Raw genomic sequence first — 17,039 nt, 5'->3', positions numbered from 1 at the left:
CCACAAACGAGCGTAGGGGACCACCACGACCTACGTTCGTTTGTGGCTTCCCTTCGATCGTGCGGCCCCGGCGTAGCCGGGCCCCCAACCCTGCGCTCTTCATGGATCTTCATGCTCTTCATGGTGAAAAGCACTTTCCGGAAAGATCTGCCTCACCCCGGCAATCGATAGTCAGGGAACGCGCGCGTGAGGTTCGGGTTGTAGTACGGATCGCGCGCGATGACGTCGGCCCACGTGGCCTCCATCAGGCGCGTTTCGGCCGGGTTCCATGTGCGATCGGAAATGCTGCCCGACTCCAGGTGATACAACTCCGCGTGCGGCGTATAGACGATGCGGTAGCCGGCGCGGCGGAGGCGCAGGCAATAGTCCACGTCGTTGAAGTCAATCGCGAGTTGTTCGTTGAACCCGCCCACCTCATCGAACACCGCCTTGCGGGTCATCAAACATGCGCCGGTGACGGCGGAGTAGTTGCGCGGGCCCAGTGCGGAGCCCGCATAGCCGGAACTGTGGCCCGGCGCCTGATGGAACGCGTGCGCGGCCACGCCGCACACGCCGAGCACCATACCGATGTGCTGCAGCCGCCCGTCGGGATAGAGCAGCCGCGCGCCGACGGCGCCAATCGCCGGATCCTGCGAGTACTCGAGCATGGCTGACAACCATTCGGACGAGATGACTTCGATGTCGTCGTTGAGGATGACCGCGTGTTCGCCCCGCGCGTGGCGCATGGAGAAGTTGAGCTTGTGCGCGAAGTTGAACGCGCCCTCAATCGTGTAGGACACCCGCCGGTGCGGGATGTCCGCGAGCACGTCGCGCGTGGCGTCCGACAGCTGTCCGTTGTCGATGACGACGATCTCGTAGTTTGAGTATTTGGTCTTTTGCAGGATGCTTTGCAGCAGGTGCGGGAGCAGGGCGACCATCCGGCCGTTGAGGTTGCGGCTGCGGTCGTCGGTGGTGACCACGAGCGACACAAGCGGGTTGCCGCGAATGGGGCGCTTCACGCGGAACAGGCCCGGCGCGTAGGAGTCGAGCACCTGGCTGTCGGGTTCGGTGCGGGCGATATGTTCCTTGAGGGCACGGCGCGCAGCGTCGAGTGCCCAGGGTTTGGCGCCGGCGTCGGCTGCGGTGGACGCCGCGATTTTCCTCCAGTGGTACAACACGTGCGGCACATGCCCCACCCGGGAGCTGTGTGTGATCACGCGCAGCGCCAGATCAAAATCCTGCGACCCTTCGTATCCCACACGAAACCTGCCGGCCTGCTCCACCACCGAGCGCCGCAGCACCATCAGGTGGTTCGTGTACATGAAGTTGAGGAAGTGTTCGGGCGACCAGTCGGGCTTGAAATAGGGGTCGCACCGCGCGCCGGTTTCGTCGAGTTTGTCTTCGTCGCTGTACAGGAAGTCCAGATCCGGCGAGGCGTTGATGGCCCTCGCCATCTCGAGCAGGGCGTCGGGTGAGAGCGTGTCGTCGTGGTCGAGCAGCGCCACGAACGTGCCCGTGGCCACGTCAAGGCCGGCGTTGGACGCCCGCGAAATGTGACCGTTCTCCGCCAGGCGCACCACCGTGATTCGCGGGTCGCGTGTGCTGTACTCCTCAAGCACCCGCACCGTCTCGGCCGACGTCGAGGCGTCGTCTACCAGACACAGTTGCCAGTGCGGATAGACCTGCGCGAGTACCGAGTCGATGCACGCGCGCAGCCATCGGGTTTCCGTGTTGTAGACGGGCGTGATGATGCTGAATGTCGGGTGCTGGGCGAATGCCTCACCTTCGGCTGTGAGCCGCGCGAGGTCGTCGTTCGTGAGTGTATGGTCGGCGACCCAGCGCCGGTAGTCGGCCTGGATCTCAGCCGGACCCGCCTGGCGGGCGCGCGCGACGAGGCCGCGCAGCCCGTCACGGCGCAGCAACCCTTTGACCCGGCTCGCGATTTCAGAAGGGCTGCGCCGCCACAGCAGGCGCGGCTCGCCGACCAAGGCCCATGCGAAGTCCGGCGCGCCGTGTTCGGGCAGCGACGTGGTCACCGAAATTTCGGTTTCGCCTTCGGCACTGCCGGGGATGTCGATCCTGAGCGAACGCCAATACTGATCGGCGCCGTACACACTGGGACGCACCAGCAATTCGGTGGTCAGCGGCGTTGTACCGCCGGGAACTCGCACGGCGACGCTGAACACCACGCCGTGGCGATTCTGCGTGGCGACTTCCGGCACGAGGGCGCACGAGACCACGAGTGTGGCGGGCCGGCTGACAGGCAGACGCCAGGTGATCGTGGAGGTCGGGTGTGCGAGAAGCGCATGGCGGCGAACGCCACGCACGTCCACCGGGCCCATCCATCGCAGGGCGTCAGAGAGCGACGGCTGGTCGGTGTGCTGTTGCGCCGGTGGGTGGGCGCGCAGCGGGACGCTCGTCCAGGCCGCGTGTTCGGCGAGTGGGCCGAGGCGATGGAGGCGTGAGGCCGTGAGGACGCGGTGGCCCGCGCCGCGAAGCGCCCTGAGCGGGTGGCGCAGCGCGCGTACCGGCGCGAGCAACGTGCGCCGGCCGCGGAGCCACAAACGACGTTCGGGCGAGTCGCGCAGTTCTTCGAGCGCGTCAAACTGCCGCTGCCGCACCTGTTGCGCTTCATCCAGCGCTTCGGTGGCGCGGCGACCGGCGCGGCGCAGTTCCTGGCGCGTGGCCTGAAGCGCGGCGAGTGGATCCTGGTCGGGCGGCAGGCTCATGCGCGTCCTTCCACCCGAATCTGGCCGGCCTGGATTTGCCGCAGTCGCGTCAGCATCAAATCGGCGGTGCGCGCCGGGTCCAACACCCGCTGTACGTGCGCCCGGCCGCGTGCGCCCAGGTCGGCGGAGAGTCCCGGTGTGCGCACCAGTTCCACCATGTACTTCGCGGCTTCCGCAGTGTCTGGATCGGCCCACGAGAACCCGCGCAGGTACGGGCCGTAGTCGCGCGTGAGAGAAACCATGGGCGCGTTGACCAGCCGCGACACGTCGGGCGTCATGAAGTCCACGTTGCCTGAGTAGTTGGTGGCAATTGCCGGCCGGCCCAGCAGCATCTGCTCAGCAATCGTCATGCCGAACCCCTCGGCGCGGTGCAGCGAGAGGCACGCGTCGGTGCACTGCATCAGCGCGTTTTGTTCGGCCCGCGACAGCGCCACGTCGAGCATGATGACGTTGAGTCCAGAGGCCGCCTCGGCCAGACGACGCACGGCCGCGCGGTCGGCGTGCCCGTTGGTGAATTTGAGCAGCAACACCGCTTCGTGTCGCTTGAAGCCAGACTGGCGGAACGCGCGCAACGCGCCCATCGGGTTCTTACGTTCCATCTGACTCGACACATCAAACGTGTAGAGGAAGATGTACGGCGCTTCCGGCAGGCCAAAATGCGCGCGGCCGTACGGCCCCGGCACGGGAGCCTCAATGCCGAGCGGCATGTGCACGACCGGCACCGGCGCATCCGCGCCAATGGCGACGCGGCTGAACTCGCTGGCCACCCACACCTCATCGACCAGTTGGAAGGCGTGCAACCAGTCGGACCGGAACTGCGCGAGCTCCCAGAACCAGTAGCCGATCGTGTACCGGTCCTTGAAGTAGCCGGCGCCGCGTTCGTCGGCAAACCACGCCATGTTGTCGGCGTTGAGGTGCACCAGGTTGAACGGATGCGGATGTTCGGTGGTGAAGTCGGTGAAGGTGGTGTCGGCCGCGCGTTGCGGTCCCTTGACGTTGTTGAGCGCAAACGGCACACCCGCGCGCGACAGCGCGCGCAGCGCACACCGTGCTGCTTCGCCCATGCCGCTTTCGGCGTTGAGGTAGCCCGAGCAGTTGACGCCGATCGGTGCCGACATCACCGCGGCGGGCACTTGCAGCACGCGACGGCCGGCGGCCCGCATCGCCTTCTGGCGGCGCGCATGCATGCGCGCGGCCCGCACACGCCGCCGCACCCCCGCCATCACCCGCAGCAACCGGCCCGAATTGCTGGCCGCAATGGCGGCCCTGGTGGCGGCCATGCCGGTGGCGTCTTCGAGGGCGGCGCGTTGTTCGTCGATCACGCGGAGCAGGGCGCGCGTGGTGTCGCCGGCCTCAAGCCGCAGCGCCTCTGCCTCTGTGGCGAGCCGGTCGTAGGCCGCCTGCAGGTCGGCGAGCGCGCGTACCGGATCGGGCGAGTCGGGCGTCATGTATCGCACGGAAGTGTACTTCAGGCGTGCCCAGGAGCAGCTCGTCGCGCGCAGGTACCACGCGAGCGGCGATCGGGCGGCGGCATGGAAAGTGCATCACATGGCACGATGCGGCGTACGCAAGCCTGAGGGTTGACAATGGCGTTTCAGAAGAATCAGTTCGCGTGGAGTCGGGCGCTGGCGTCCGTGGTGGCCGTGGCCGGCTTGGTGTCGCTGATGGCCGGGCCGCCGACCGTGAGGCCGAGGGTGAGCGGGCCGACCGTTGCGGGTCCAAAGACCGAAGGCCCGCAGGCGGCCGCGAGCCGGCGTCACATGTTGATGGCCGGTGAAAACGGCGCCATCGCCCCGGGAGGCCTGATGCGGGCCAAGGCCGAGGTGGAAGGCTTGCGCGCCGCGCAGCTCAGGGCCGACCCCGGCATGTCGTCGGTGGCCGGCATCAGCCGGCAGGGCTGGACGTGGCTTGGGCCCGGCAACAAGGGCGGGCGCGTTCGTGCGGTGGTGGTGCATCCCACCACCACGTCCACGCTCTTCATCGGCAGCGTGGCCGGCGGTATCTGGAAGACCACGAACAGCGGCGGCAGCTGGTCGCCTGTTGATGACTTCATGACCAATCTGGCGGTGACCACGCTCGTGTTCCAGCCCGGCAACCCGTCGGTCATGTACGCGGGCACAGGCGAAGGGTTCTTCAACTTCGACCGCATCCGCGGCGCCGGCATCTTCAAGTCGGTGGACGGCGGCACGACGTGGGCTCAGCTGCCTTCCACCACCAGTTCCAATTTCCACTATGTGAATCGTCTGGCGTTTTCCGCCGACGGCCAGACGTTGCTGGCCGGCACGTCTGTGGGCATCTACCGCAGCACCGACGCGGGTGTGACGTGGACCAACTTCTACCAGATCGCCAACACCACCCGAAGAGACGTGGTGGATGTGAAGTTCCTGCCCGGCAGCAGCGTGAACGCTGTGGCCTCGGGCTTTGCCACGAACGCGTACTTCACCACCGACGCCGGTGTGTCGTGGGTGCCGGCTGCGGGCATGGGCCCCACAGGGACGTTTAATCGCGTGGAAATTGGTGTGGCCCCGGCGACGCCTGCGACGGTGTATCTCTCAGTGGATCACCTCAGCCAGCAGTCAACCTCCGGCCAGATCTGGAAGAGTGTGGACGGCGGCCAGAGCTACGCGCTCGTGCGCACTACGGGGCACCTCAGTTCGCAGGGGTGGTACGACAACACGATCTGGGTGGACCCGACCAATTCGGATCGTGTGGTGGCGGCAGGCGTCAACGCGTATCGCAGCACGGACGGATTTGCGACCAATCAGACGCAGCTCTCTGGCATTCACACGGACTTCCACTTGTTCGTGAGCGATCCCGGCTACAACGGCACCACAAACAAACGCGTCTACATCGGCAACGACGGGGGGGTGTTCAAGAACGACGACATCACCACCGGCAGCACCTTCGTGTCGCTCAACAACAACCTGGGCATCACGCAGTTTTACGGAGCGGGTGGGAATACCACCAGTGGCAAGATCATCGGCGGCACGCAGGACAACAGCACCGTGATCTACTGGCCGGCCACAGGCGCCAATGCCTGGACCACGCCATTCGGGGGAGATGGCGGCTACTCGGCGGCCGATCCCACCGACGTCAACTACCTCTACGGCGAAGTGCAATACGGCTACGTCCACCGCAACACCACTGGCGGCAGCAGCAGTTCGCGCTACATCTTCGGCTATTCAAACAGCCTCGGCACGTGCAAGGCCGCGCCCCATTGCCTGAGCGACGCGTGGAACAAGACCATCAACTTCATTCCGCCGCTGGTGCTCGATCCCAACAACGCCAATCGCATGCTGGTGGGCGGCCGTTCGTTGTGGCGGTCCAACGACGTCAAGGCGCCGGGTGATCAGAACACCGGCCAGGGCACGGGGCCCCAGTGGGCCGTGATCAAGGCGCCCACGACAGGCAACAGCAACATCAACACCATCGCCGTGGCCCCCGGTAACTCCGACATCGTCTGGGTGGGGCACAACAACGGCGACGTGTATGTGACCACCGACGGCACTGCAGTGAGCCCCACCTGGACCAAGGTGGATGGCAATGCGGTGGCGCTGCCCGGCCGCACCGCCACACGAGTGGTGGTAGACCCCGGCAACTCAAACATCGCGTACGCGTCGTTTGGCGGGTTCAACTCCAACAACGTGTGGCGGACCACCGATCTGGGCGCGTCGTGGACACAGGTCACCGGCAGTGGTGGCACGGCACTGCCCGCCGCGCCTGTGTATGCACTCGCCATTCACCCCACCAACACCAGCTGGATTTATGCCGGCACCGAGGTGGGGATCTTCGCCAGCGTAGACAGCGGTGCCACGTGGGCCGTGCCACACGATGGACCGGCAAACGTTTCTGTGGACGAGTTGTTCTGGATGGGCACGAACCTGGTGGCCGTCACGCATGGCCGGGGCCTGTTTGTGGCAAGCACTGATGGTGCGTTCGGCAAATCGAGTCCGGCCAATGGCGCCACTGGACAGTCCACAAGCCCGATGCTGACGTGGGGCGCGAGCGCCGGGGCCACGAGTTACGAGTACTGCTACGACACGGTCGACAACGACGCGTGCGACACGAGTTGGCTGCCCACAGGCGCAAACACCAGTGTGAGCCTGGGCGGGCTGACGGCCGGCGCCACATACCACTGGCATGTACGCGCCACCACCGGCGGCATCACGTATGCGGAAGGGAGCCCCACGGCGTTCTGGAGTTTCACCACCGCGCCCCCGCCACCTCCGGGCGCGTTCGGCAAGAGCGCGCCAGGCACCGGCGCCACGGGGCAGCCGACGAATCCGGTGCTGAGCTGGGCTGCAGCCAGCGGGGCGACGAGCTACGAGTACTGCTACGACACCAGCAACAACAACACGTGCAACGCGAGCTGGGTGTCCACAGGTGCGAATACCAGTGTGGGGCTGGGCGCGCTGGCGCTCAGTACCTCGCACTACTGGCACGTGCGTGCCATCAACGGCAACGGCACAACCTACGCTGACGGCAGCACCACGGCCTTCTGGAGTTTCACAACCGCTGCGGCGGCGCCGCCGTTTGGGCAGGTCGACACGCCGGCGCAGGGGGCGGGCGGTGTGCAAGGCGCCATCGGCATCACCGGCTGGTCACTCGACGATGTGGGTGTGAGCACGGTGCAGATTTATCGCAACTGCCTGGCGTTCGAGCCCGGCAATTGCCAGGACGTGCTGGGTAACAGCGTGGTGTACATCGGCGACGCGGCGTTCCTCGATGGCGCGCGGCCCGATGTGGCGGCGGCGTATCCCTCGTATCCCAACAACACGCGAGCCGGGTGGGGCTATCTGATGCTGACGCCGATGCTGCCGCACGTGCCCAACAGCCAGCCGTTTGGCGGACAGGGTGTATTGACGCTCTACGCCATCGCAACAGACCAGGCTGGCAACAAGAAATTGCTGGGCCGGTCGTTCGACCCGAACAACCCCGGCTTCAATACGCCGACCCAGATCACCATGGCCAACGACACGATTGCCAAGCCGTTTGGCGCGATCGACACGCCGGGCCAGGGGCAGACGATCAGCGGCATCTTCAACAACTTTGGCTGGGCCATCACACCCGACAGCAACACGATTGCCGACGGCACCGACATTCTCGTGCCGGTCAACGGCTCCACGATGACCGTGTTCATCGACGGACTACCGGTGTCGCTCGTGGCCTACAACCAGTGCCGTGGCGATGTGGGCAATCCGGTGCCGCCGGGCCTGTACTGCAATGACGATGTGTCGAATATTTTCGGGAACCCGACGCCGCAGCCGCCAGGGACCACGCGCACGAGCAATCCGACGCGATTCCGGAACCTGGATGCCGCGCGCGCGCCTATCGGGGCGTACACGTTCAACACGGCGACACTGGCCGACGGACTGCACACCATCGCGTGGAGCGTGACGGACTCGGCAGGGCGCAATGAAGGCATCGGGTCGCGCTTCTTCATCGTGTTGAACGGATCGGCCGACGCGCACAGCGCGTCGACTGAAGCCGCGCTGCGCGCAGCGCCTGCTCGCGTCCTGGGCGCGGCCGAGTCTCTGCACGCGCAACCCCCAGGCACTGACGGGGTGTGGGGCCGCAAGGGTTTTGACCTCTCCACGCCCTGGCTGCCGCTCCGCACAAATGAGGACGGGGCGCTTGTGGTCAACCTGCCGGAGTTGGGTCGCCTGGAGTTGTGGCTCGGGGCGTCGGTGGACGCCGGGTATCTGGTGGCAGACGACAAGCTGCAGCCGCTGCCGGTGGGCTCGTCCCTGAACGGCTCGCGGTTTGGGTGGACGCCGCCCGCCGGCTACGTCGGTGCGTACACGCTGGTGTTTATTCGCGGTGGCGAGCGTATCGACGTCACGGTCATCGTGGGAGAAAAATAGCGCCGCCTTGGGTTTTACACGAGGCGTGAAGGCTGAAGGTCAAGACACGCCTCGGCGACCCAAACGGTGCATGATGGACCCGTGGTCCTGCGACAGTTCTTGGCGCTCATCCTTGTGGTGCTGCCTTCGGCCTGTGCCCCGATCTCCGCACAGGCACCGGTGGTGGCTCCTGACGCCAGGAAGGCCGACGTTCGTCTGACGAACTTCGATACGCCCACCCTCATCCGCGTGGGCCAGACGCTGGGCGTACAACCGCCCACCACCAACGTCGAATGGCAGCTGGATTTTGACCCCGAGGCCCTGCGCCTGTTGACGTCCGCCTCCGACCTGCCCAATCCCGACGTGCGTGGCTGGGTGTGGCGCGCGCTCAAGGCGGGCGAATCAGAAGTCACGCTCACGTCGCGGACGCGCTGTCGCGAACAGCCCTGCGAGCCCAATGTCATGCGCTTCACGGTGAGGCTCGACATCAAACCATGACCCGGCCCGTCGTCGTCCTGGCGATCGTTGCGACCCTCGCGAGCGCGGGCATGGCCGCGTCAGGCGCCCACTCGCAGCGTGACGTCCAGCCCGTCAAAGGGTTCGAGCGCTTCCAGGAGTGGGCGGGCATTGTCTGGGCGCACACACCGGGTGAATTCGACGACGCGGTGCGCGCGATTGAGTTGTGGTCGCCGGCAGACCTGTCCGCGGCGAGAGTGGACCTGGCGGCGGTGGTGGCGCTTGTCAGCGGCGGCGCTGGATCCACGGCCGTGGTTCAGTACACCAGCGACGGGCGCATCCTGCGTCCCACCGAGATGGCCAGGCCCACGTCCCGCCCGCGCACGATCAGGGCCGAAGACGTCCCCAATTTGATCCGTGTCCGCGACGCTGACGTCACCCAATTCATGAAGCGGGTCGCGATACTGCACACCGACGTGGTGATGCTCTCGCGCACGCCGGGCGGCACGATCGCCGCACCGAGAGGCGCGGACCTGGCGGCCACTACGCGGCGTGTGGTGGATGGCCAGGATTCGGGTTGGGACTCGCGGCCGATTCACTGGGAGTTTGGACGGACCGCGCTGGACGGAGTGCGGCCAAAGGCAGGTGAGGATCCACTGGTGGCCGCGTGGTATCGCGCCACATCGGCGTACCTCCTGTTTCGCCGCGAGTACGGCTTTCTGGTGCCGCATCTGACCAGGGCGCGGATCATCCTGCCGAAGGAACCCTACCTGCAGCTCTACTCCGGCGTGGTGCACGAAGCGTACGGGGGCGCTTCCGTGCAGGCCGCGCTGCAGGCGATCAGTTCGCGCACGTTTAATCCGCACGTCGAGTCGCCCGCCGAGGAACTCAAACTGGCCGAGATGTTTTATCGTCGCGCGCTTGAACTTGATCCCGGCCTTGCGCCCGCGCGCATGAGACTCGGGCGTGTGATCGGCCTGCTCGGCCGTCACCCGCAGGCGGTGGCTGAACTCAAGCAGGCGCTGTTGACCCTCACCGGCGATCGGCATCGGTACTACGGCGAGCTGTTTCTCGGCGCCGAGGAGCAGGCCGCAGGTCGCGCTGCGCAGGCGAAAGCGGCGTACGAGCGTGCCAGGAAGCTGTTTCCGAATGCCCAGTCGCCGTATCTGGCACTGGGCCAGCTCGCGTGGCAACGCGCCGATCGCGCCGGTGCGGATGTGGTGCTCGACGGGCTGGCCGCAGCGCCGTCAGCGACGGGCAGCCGCGAAGACCCATGGTGGACGTACGAGTTGTCGGCCGTCCTTGATGTGGCCGTCCTGGTCGATCAGTTGCGGCACATGGCCGCGGAGCACGTGCGGAAATGAAACCGCTGCTGGCGGCCATCATCGTCGTGTTCGCCCTCGTGGCGTCTGCGTCGGGCGACGCGCAGCAGGCGGTGTTCTCGAGCCGCGCCGAGGCCGTGCGCGTGGACGTGCTTGTGATGCAGAACGGCGTCCCGATGCGTGGCCTCTCCGGCGCCGACTTCGAAGTCAGGGACAACGGCGTCCTTCAGCAGGCCACGCTGCTCAGCGCCGACACCCTGCCACTCAACGTCGTCATGGCGCTCGACCAGTCGGACAGCGTCACCGGAAGCCGGCTCAGCGATTTGCAGAATGCCGGACGCGGGCTGCTGGATGAATTGACCGAGCGCGACGGCGCGGCGTTGCTGACCTTTGGATTTGCCGTCACGGTGGCACAGCGGCTGACGCAGGATCGTGCGGCGGTGCGCGCGGCGCTGGCGCAACCTGCCGGCGGCGGACGCACGGCTCTCATCGACGGCTGTTTCGCGGGGCTGATGCTGGGCACCTCGGAGGTGGGCCGGTCGCTGTTGCTGGTCTTCAGCGACGGCGTTGATACCGCGAGCTGGCTGACGGCCGAGAAGGTCATGGCCACCGCTCGCAGCGCGGACGTCGTCACCTACGCCGTGGTGGCAGGCACCGCGCCCAGGCAGTCGTTCCTGCGCGACCTCACGGATGCCACCGGTGGTGAATTGCTCGAGGTCAAGAGCACCACGGACGTGGGCGCCACGTTCGTGCGATTGCTCAATGAATATCGAGAGCGCTACCTGCTGAGCTACACCCCAACCGGCGTCGGCCGGGAAGGCTGGCACCGCATCGACGTGCGCGTGAAACAACGCAACACCACGGTCAGGGCGCGCCCCGGCTACCTCGCGGGGGCGATCCAAGAGCCGCGGCCTTGAGACCCAGGCCGCGCTACGAAATTCCGGATGGAGGCCTCGCAGGGCCGCGGCGCGTGGCGGTCGCAGGGCGGCCTGGGTTCTCGTAGCGCGGTCTGGGTTCTCGTAGCGCGGTCTGGGTTCTCGTAGCGCGGCCTGGGTCTCAAGGCCGCGGTTTGCGTGGCGTGGCGTCAGCCACGCCACGGCAGCTGGCTCCTGCTGTATGCTTGGCGCGCTAGGGATGCACGTGCCAATAGCAACACTTACGCTTGCGCTCCTGTTGGCCGCCTGTGCGTCAGCTCCGGCCGCCAGAACGCAGGAGCCGGCGCCGGCGGAGGGCACGGTGGTGCTGGCGATCGGCGCCCCGAAGCGCGCCGCGGGTACTGACCTCACCGTGACCTTTGAGGCCGTGGTGGAAGATTCCAGGTGCCCGACCGGCGTCCAGTGCATCTGGGCCGGTGATGCGGCGGTGAGAATTCGGCTGGCCGCGCCGGACCTTGCGCCCGCCACCGCCACGCTTCACACCAACCTCGACACTGCAAAAGAGACCACGTATGGCGCCTGGAAGATCAGCATCCAGGCCGTCACGCCAGCCCCGACAGCCACGGGCGGCGTGCGCACCGAAGACTACCGACTGACGTTGTTGATTGCACGAAAGTGATTCATACATGACCCACACACCCACAACCTCGTCCCCCATCCGTCGCCTGCTGTGGCGCACCGCCTTCGTTGGCGCTGCGGCCGCCGCTCTGTTTGCCAACACGGGAGCGCAGAGGATTGACACGTCGACGTTGCCCAATTTCGACATCAGGACCGATCGGGACGCGGCATCCGCGGGCTATGTGGCGCGCGCGGCGTCAGTGGCCGCGGCAGGGCAGGCATTCCGATCCGCCTCGCGCGCCGACGGGCTTGCCGCGCTTCAGGCTGACGTGACCGACGTGGAAGTCACCACGAGTGCGCAGCTCGGCACGCTGGAGGTGGTGAGCGCCAAGCCCGGCGCCGGCTTCCTCACCGGCCCAGGAACGGATCGAGTAGGCGCCATGCGCGCGTTCCTCTCCAGATACTCAGACGCGTACGGCGTGTCCGCCACCGAGATGGACGGCCTGACTGTGGTGTCCAACTACGTCAATCCCGCCGGCAACATGGCGTGGGTGGAGATGGAACAGGCCATCAACGGCATTCCGGTGTGGCAGGGCATGGTGCGCGGCGGCTTCACGGCTGATGGCGCGCTCGCGCGCACCACCGGGGCGCTGGCCTCTGTCTTTGACCAGAGCACGCTGGCGACGACGTCCGCCTTCACGGCCGCGCAGGCGGTGGCCCGTGGGGCCGGCAGCGTGGGCTGGACACAGAACGCGAACGCGTTGACCGAAACGCCCGGACGTGCCGGCAGCATCAACGTGTCGCGCGGCACCATGGCCGCCGACGCCCGCGCGTGGCTCGTGTACTTCCCGGTGACGCACGGCGCCGCGCGCCTGGCGTGGGCGATGGAACTCTGGGGCGACCCCGACACATTCCTGATGGTGATCGACGCCCAGGACGGCACCGTGCTGTTCCGCAAGAACGCCACGAACTACCAGACGCAGTCAGCGTCGTACACGGTCTACAACAACGACAGCCCGGCGCCCATGTCGCCCGTCACGATGCTGCCCGGGTCCGGTACGCAGGCGCCCTTCATCGCGCGTTCGACCATCGCGCTCATCGGCAACGAAGGGCCGTTGTCGTTCAACAATCTGGGCTGGATGACGGACAACACCAACGGCGTCAACGGTTGGACCGACGGCAACAACGTGCAGGCCGGCCTCGATGTGGCCTCTCCCGACGGCATCGAGACCATCGTCGGTGGCGTGAACCGGACGTTTGATTCCGTGTACGACCCTGCGGTGGAGGCGCCGAGCGTGATCGGTTACCGGCTTGGCGAAGTCGTCCACCAGTTCTATTGGTCGAACATGTACCACGACAAGCTCTACTTGCTGGGCTTCACTGAAGCCGCGGGCAACTTCCAGAACGACAATTTTGGCCGTGGCGGAGTGCAGGCCGATCGCGTGAGCGCGGAAGCGCAGGACTACAGCGGTACGAACAACGCGAACTTCACGACGCTCCCTGACGGCACACGCGGGCGCATGCAGATGTACGTGTTCACCGGACCAACACCGGATCGGACGTCGGGCCTCGACAACGATGTGCTGCTGCACGAGTTGACGCATGGCACGTCGAACCGCCTGCACGGCAACGCCTCTGGTCTGTTGGCCACGATGTCGGGCGGCATGGGCGAGGGCTGGTCTGACTTCTACGCGCGTGCGCTCCTCTCCTCCGCCGGCGAGGACGTGAACGCGATCTATTCGATGGGCGGGTGGGTGACGAACCTGATGTTCAGCGGCACGTACACCGACAACTACTATTACGGCATCCGGCGTTTTCCGCACGCGGTGAAGACGAATGTGGGCGCGAACACCAAGCCGCACAACCCGCTGACGTTTGCCGACATCGATCCGGCGCAGATCAACCTCACCGACGGTGCTTACCCCAAAGGGCCTGGCGGCTCGGCCACGGCATTTCAGGTGCACAACATTGGTGAAGTGTGGGCCGCCGCGCTGTTCGAAGTGCGCGCCCGCTTCATCAATCGACTGGGCTGGGCCACCGGCAACCAGCGCATCCTGCAGTTTGTGACCGACGGCATGAAGTTGGACCCGTGGAACCCCACGCTGCTGCAGGGCCGCGACTCGATCATCGCCGCGGCCTACGCCGGCGGCGGCACCGCGGCCGATATCGCAGACATCTGGGCGGGCTTCGCCACACGCGGCATGGGCGTGAGCGCGCGCGTCGTCAATCCGAATACCGGCACCGTGACCGAAGCCTTCGACCTGCCAGGCACGGCGTACGGCGGCTGGTTCATGACGGGCGAGTCCATTCCGAATGGCCGCATCGACCCCACGGAAACGGTGAGTGTCTCGCTGTGTGTTTCCAACACCAGCGGCACCACCACCGGCACCGTGGTGGGCACGCTTGCGGCCACGGGCGGCGTCACGTCGCCCTCAGGCGCCCAGAACTTCGGCGCGATTGGCGCCGGCGCCATCTCGTGCCAGTCGTATACCTTCACGGTCAGTGCGTCGTGTGGCGCCACGGTGACGGCGACACTGGGCATTACCGACACCAGCGGGCCGTCGAAGAACCTGACGTATGCGCTCCAGGTGGGCAGCCCCAACATCATCATGTCGCAGAACTTTGACGGTGTGGGTGCGCCCGGCCTGCCCGCGGGCTGGACCTCGGTCGCCATTTCCGGCACGTCGAATCCGTGGACGACCGTCGCGAACAAATCCGACACAGCGTTGAACCGTGCGTATGCGCTCAACCTAGGGACCGCAAGCCACAGCGCCCTGACCAGCCCGAGCATCGCCATGCCGGCCGGCGCGGCCACCCTCACGTTCCGGCACTGGTACGAGATGGAGCCCGGATGGGACGGCGGCGTGCTCGAGATCGCCATCCCCGGTGTTGCCGGCGGCGTGTTCCAGGACATCGTCACTGCCGGTGGAAGCTTCGTCAGCGGCGGCTACAGCATGTTCTCTAATTTCGACGGTGCCTACAGTCCGCAGCGCAATGTCTGGAGCGGTATTTCGGAGGGCTACATCACCACGGTGGTGAACTTGCCCGTAGCCTCGCAGAACCAGAACATCCAGTTGCGGTGGCGCATGGGATCGGACTCAGTCATCGGCACCTACGGCTGGTCTGTAGACACCGTCATCGTCCGACTGACAGCGTTCACGTGTGGCGCGGTCGTCTCGCCGCCCGGGGCCTTCAGCAAGGCCACCCCCACGAACGGCGCGGTCAATCAACCGATGGCGACCATGCTGACATGGGGTGCGGCGAGTGCAGCGACCAGCTACGAGTACTGCATCGATACGACGAACAACAACGCGTGCAACACGAGTTGGGTCTCGACTGGTACGGCCACCAGCGCGACGTTGAGCCCGTTGCCGGCGAACACCGCGCACTACTGGCAGGTGCGCGCGAACAACGGAGGTGGCACGACCTATGCGGAAGGCGCAGCCACGTCGTTCTGGTCGTACTCCACCGGGTCACCGGGACCGGCTTTCGGTCAGGTGGATACGCCCGCGCAAAACGCCACCGGTGTGCAGGGCGCCATCGGCGTCACCGGCTGGGCGCTCGACGACGGCGGCGTCAACACCATCCAGATCTACCGTAACTGTCTGGCGTTTGAGCCCGGCAACTGTCAGACCGTGCTGGGCAACAGCGTGGTCTACATCGGCGACGCGGCGTTCCTCGCGGGCGCACGGCCCGACGTGGCCGCGGCGTTCCCGACGCATCCGCAAAACGGCCGCGCTGGGTGGGGCTATCTGATGCTGACGCCGATGTTGCCGCACGTGCCCAACAGCCAGCCCTTCGGCGGCCAGGGCACGCTCGCGCTCTACATCGTCGCCACCGACACTAACGCGAATAAGACGTTGCTGGGCCGGACGTTTGTGCCTGGGCCGGGCTTCACCACGCCGACCACGTTCAGCATGACCAACGACACGATCGCGAAGCCGTTCGGCGCGATCGATACGCCGGGTCAGGGCCAGACGATCGGTGGCGTCTTCAACAACTTCGGATGGGCGATTACCCCCGACCTGAACACCATCGTCGATGGCTCGGACATCTTCATCCCCACGAATGGATCGACGATGACTGTCTACATCGACTCGTTGCCCGTGTCGACCGTGGCGTACAACCAGTGCCGCGGCAGTGTCGGCAACCCGCCGGGGCCGGGGATCTTCTGCAATGACGACGTCGCAAACATCTTCGGCAATGTGACGCCGGTGTTGACGCCGCTGGCGACGCGCACCAGTAACCCGACAAAATTCCGCAACCTGGATGCGGCGCGGGGGGCGATTGGCGCGTACACGTTCAACACGAATCTGATGACGAACGGCTTGCACACAATCGCGTGGAGCGTGACCGACTCGGCGGGCCGTAATGAAGGCATCGGGTCGCGGTTCTTCATCGTGCAGAATGGGGCGCCGCTGACAGGCGGCACCGCCAGCGAAGACGCGCTGCGGGATGCGCCGGCTCGCGTGGTGGGTACGGCCGACTCCCTGGCCGCGAACCAGTTGGCCGTCGACGGCGTGTGGGGCCGGACCGGGTTCAACCTGTCTGCGCCGTGGGCCGCGATGCACGCGGGCGACGACGCGTCGTTTGCGGTGCGGTTGCCGGAACTGAGTCGCATGGAGCTCTGGCTGGGCACGGATGTGGAGGCCGGATACCTGGTGGCGGAAGGCAAGCTGCATCCGCTGCCGGTGGGCGCGTCGCTGACGGGCCCGCAGTTTGCGTGGATGCCGCCGCCCGGCTACACGGGCACGTATGAACTCGCGTTTATCCGCGGCGGCGATCGCATCACGGTGAAGGTGACCGTGGTGGAACGTCCGAAGGCGGTGGACGGCGAGCGCCAGATTCGGATGGAGCTGGCGGCGGAGGGCCACAGCGCGGGCGAGGTCAGGGTCACAGGCGCCGCGGCCGACCCGCAGGCCGCCATTGGGGCTGGCATCGATGCGGTTCACGTTTGGGCTACGCGCGTGAACGAGTCTGGGGTCCTGGGGGCCTGGGGTCCCGGGGTTCCTGGAGCGGCTTCGCCGGTCTTCCTTGGTGCTGCCACGCTTGACCGTGACCGCTTCGCGCTCACTGCCAAGCTGGCGCCGGGCTCGTACACGCTCACTGCGTATGCGTGGAACCAGCGCACCGAACGGTGGGAAGACTCGCGGAGTGTGACGGTGGTGGTTCGGTAGGCGATCGCGGCCTCTGAAAACGACCTCTGAGGTAATTACC

The 17,039-nt window shown here is 66.4% G+C and carries 8 protein-coding genes; 6 read left to right on the top strand and 2 right to left on the bottom strand.

The genetic code is table 11. The features are described from left to right. Positions 1–152: 152 nt before the first annotated feature. Positions 153–2,708: a glycosyltransferase family 2 protein gene (locus tag IPL75_18400; GenBank protein MBK9242170.1), complete on the bottom strand. Its 2,556-nt coding sequence runs from the start codon at positions 2,706–2,708 to the stop codon at positions 153–155. Next, positions 2,705–4,156: a glycosyltransferase family 4 protein gene (locus IPL75_18395; protein MBK9242169.1), complete on the bottom strand. Its 1,452-nt coding sequence runs from the start codon at positions 4,154–4,156 to the stop codon at positions 2,705–2,707. The genes IPL75_18400 and IPL75_18395 overlap by 4 nt, the downstream gene beginning before the upstream one ends. 138 nt (positions 4,157–4,294) lie before the next feature. On the opposite strand from IPL75_18395, the gene IPL75_18390 reads away from it, so the two are divergent. The 6 genes from IPL75_18390 to IPL75_18365 all read left to right on the top strand — a co-directional run bounded on the left by IPL75_18390 (position 4,295) and on the right by IPL75_18365 (position 16,999). Continuing rightward, entirely contained in the window at positions 4,295–8,572 is a 4,278-nt protein-coding gene (locus IPL75_18390; GenBank protein ID MBK9242168.1) for a hypothetical protein, read from the top strand. A gap of 81 nt (positions 8,573–8,653) precedes the next feature. Beyond that, a complete protein-coding gene (locus IPL75_18385; GenBank protein ID MBK9242167.1) occupies positions 8,654–9,049 on the top strand; it encodes a hypothetical protein in 396 nt (131 codons plus the stop codon). Then, a complete protein-coding gene (locus tag IPL75_18380; GenBank protein ID MBK9242166.1) occupies positions 9,046–10,371 on the top strand; it encodes a hypothetical protein in 1,326 nt (441 codons plus the stop codon). The genes IPL75_18385 and IPL75_18380 overlap by 4 nt, the downstream gene beginning before the upstream one ends. Beyond that, on the top strand, positions 10,368–11,246 hold the full coding sequence (locus IPL75_18375; protein ID MBK9242165.1) for a VWA domain-containing protein: 879 nt from the start codon (positions 10,368–10,370) through the stop codon (positions 11,244–11,246). Before IPL75_18380 ends, IPL75_18375 begins: the two co-directional genes overlap by 4 nt. A gap of 223 nt (positions 11,247–11,469) precedes the next feature. Then, positions 11,470–11,883: a hypothetical protein gene (locus IPL75_18370; GenBank protein ID MBK9242164.1), complete on the top strand. Its 414-nt coding sequence runs from the start codon at positions 11,470–11,472 to the stop codon at positions 11,881–11,883. Positions 11,884–11,890: 7 nt separating this feature from the next. Further along, positions 11,891–16,999, top strand: coding sequence for a M36 family metallopeptidase (locus IPL75_18365; protein MBK9242163.1), 5,109 nt, complete (start codon positions 11,891–11,893; stop codon positions 16,997–16,999). Positions 17,000–17,039: the final 40 nt, after the last annotated feature.

The organism is Acidobacteriota bacterium, from assembly GCA_016716905.1.
In the GTDB taxonomy this organism is placed as follows: Bacteria; Acidobacteriota; Vicinamibacteria; order Vicinamibacterales; family SCN-69-37; genus SYFT01.
Note: the sequence above shows the minus strand (reverse complement) of the source record. Positions and strands in the feature narration are given on the sequence as shown.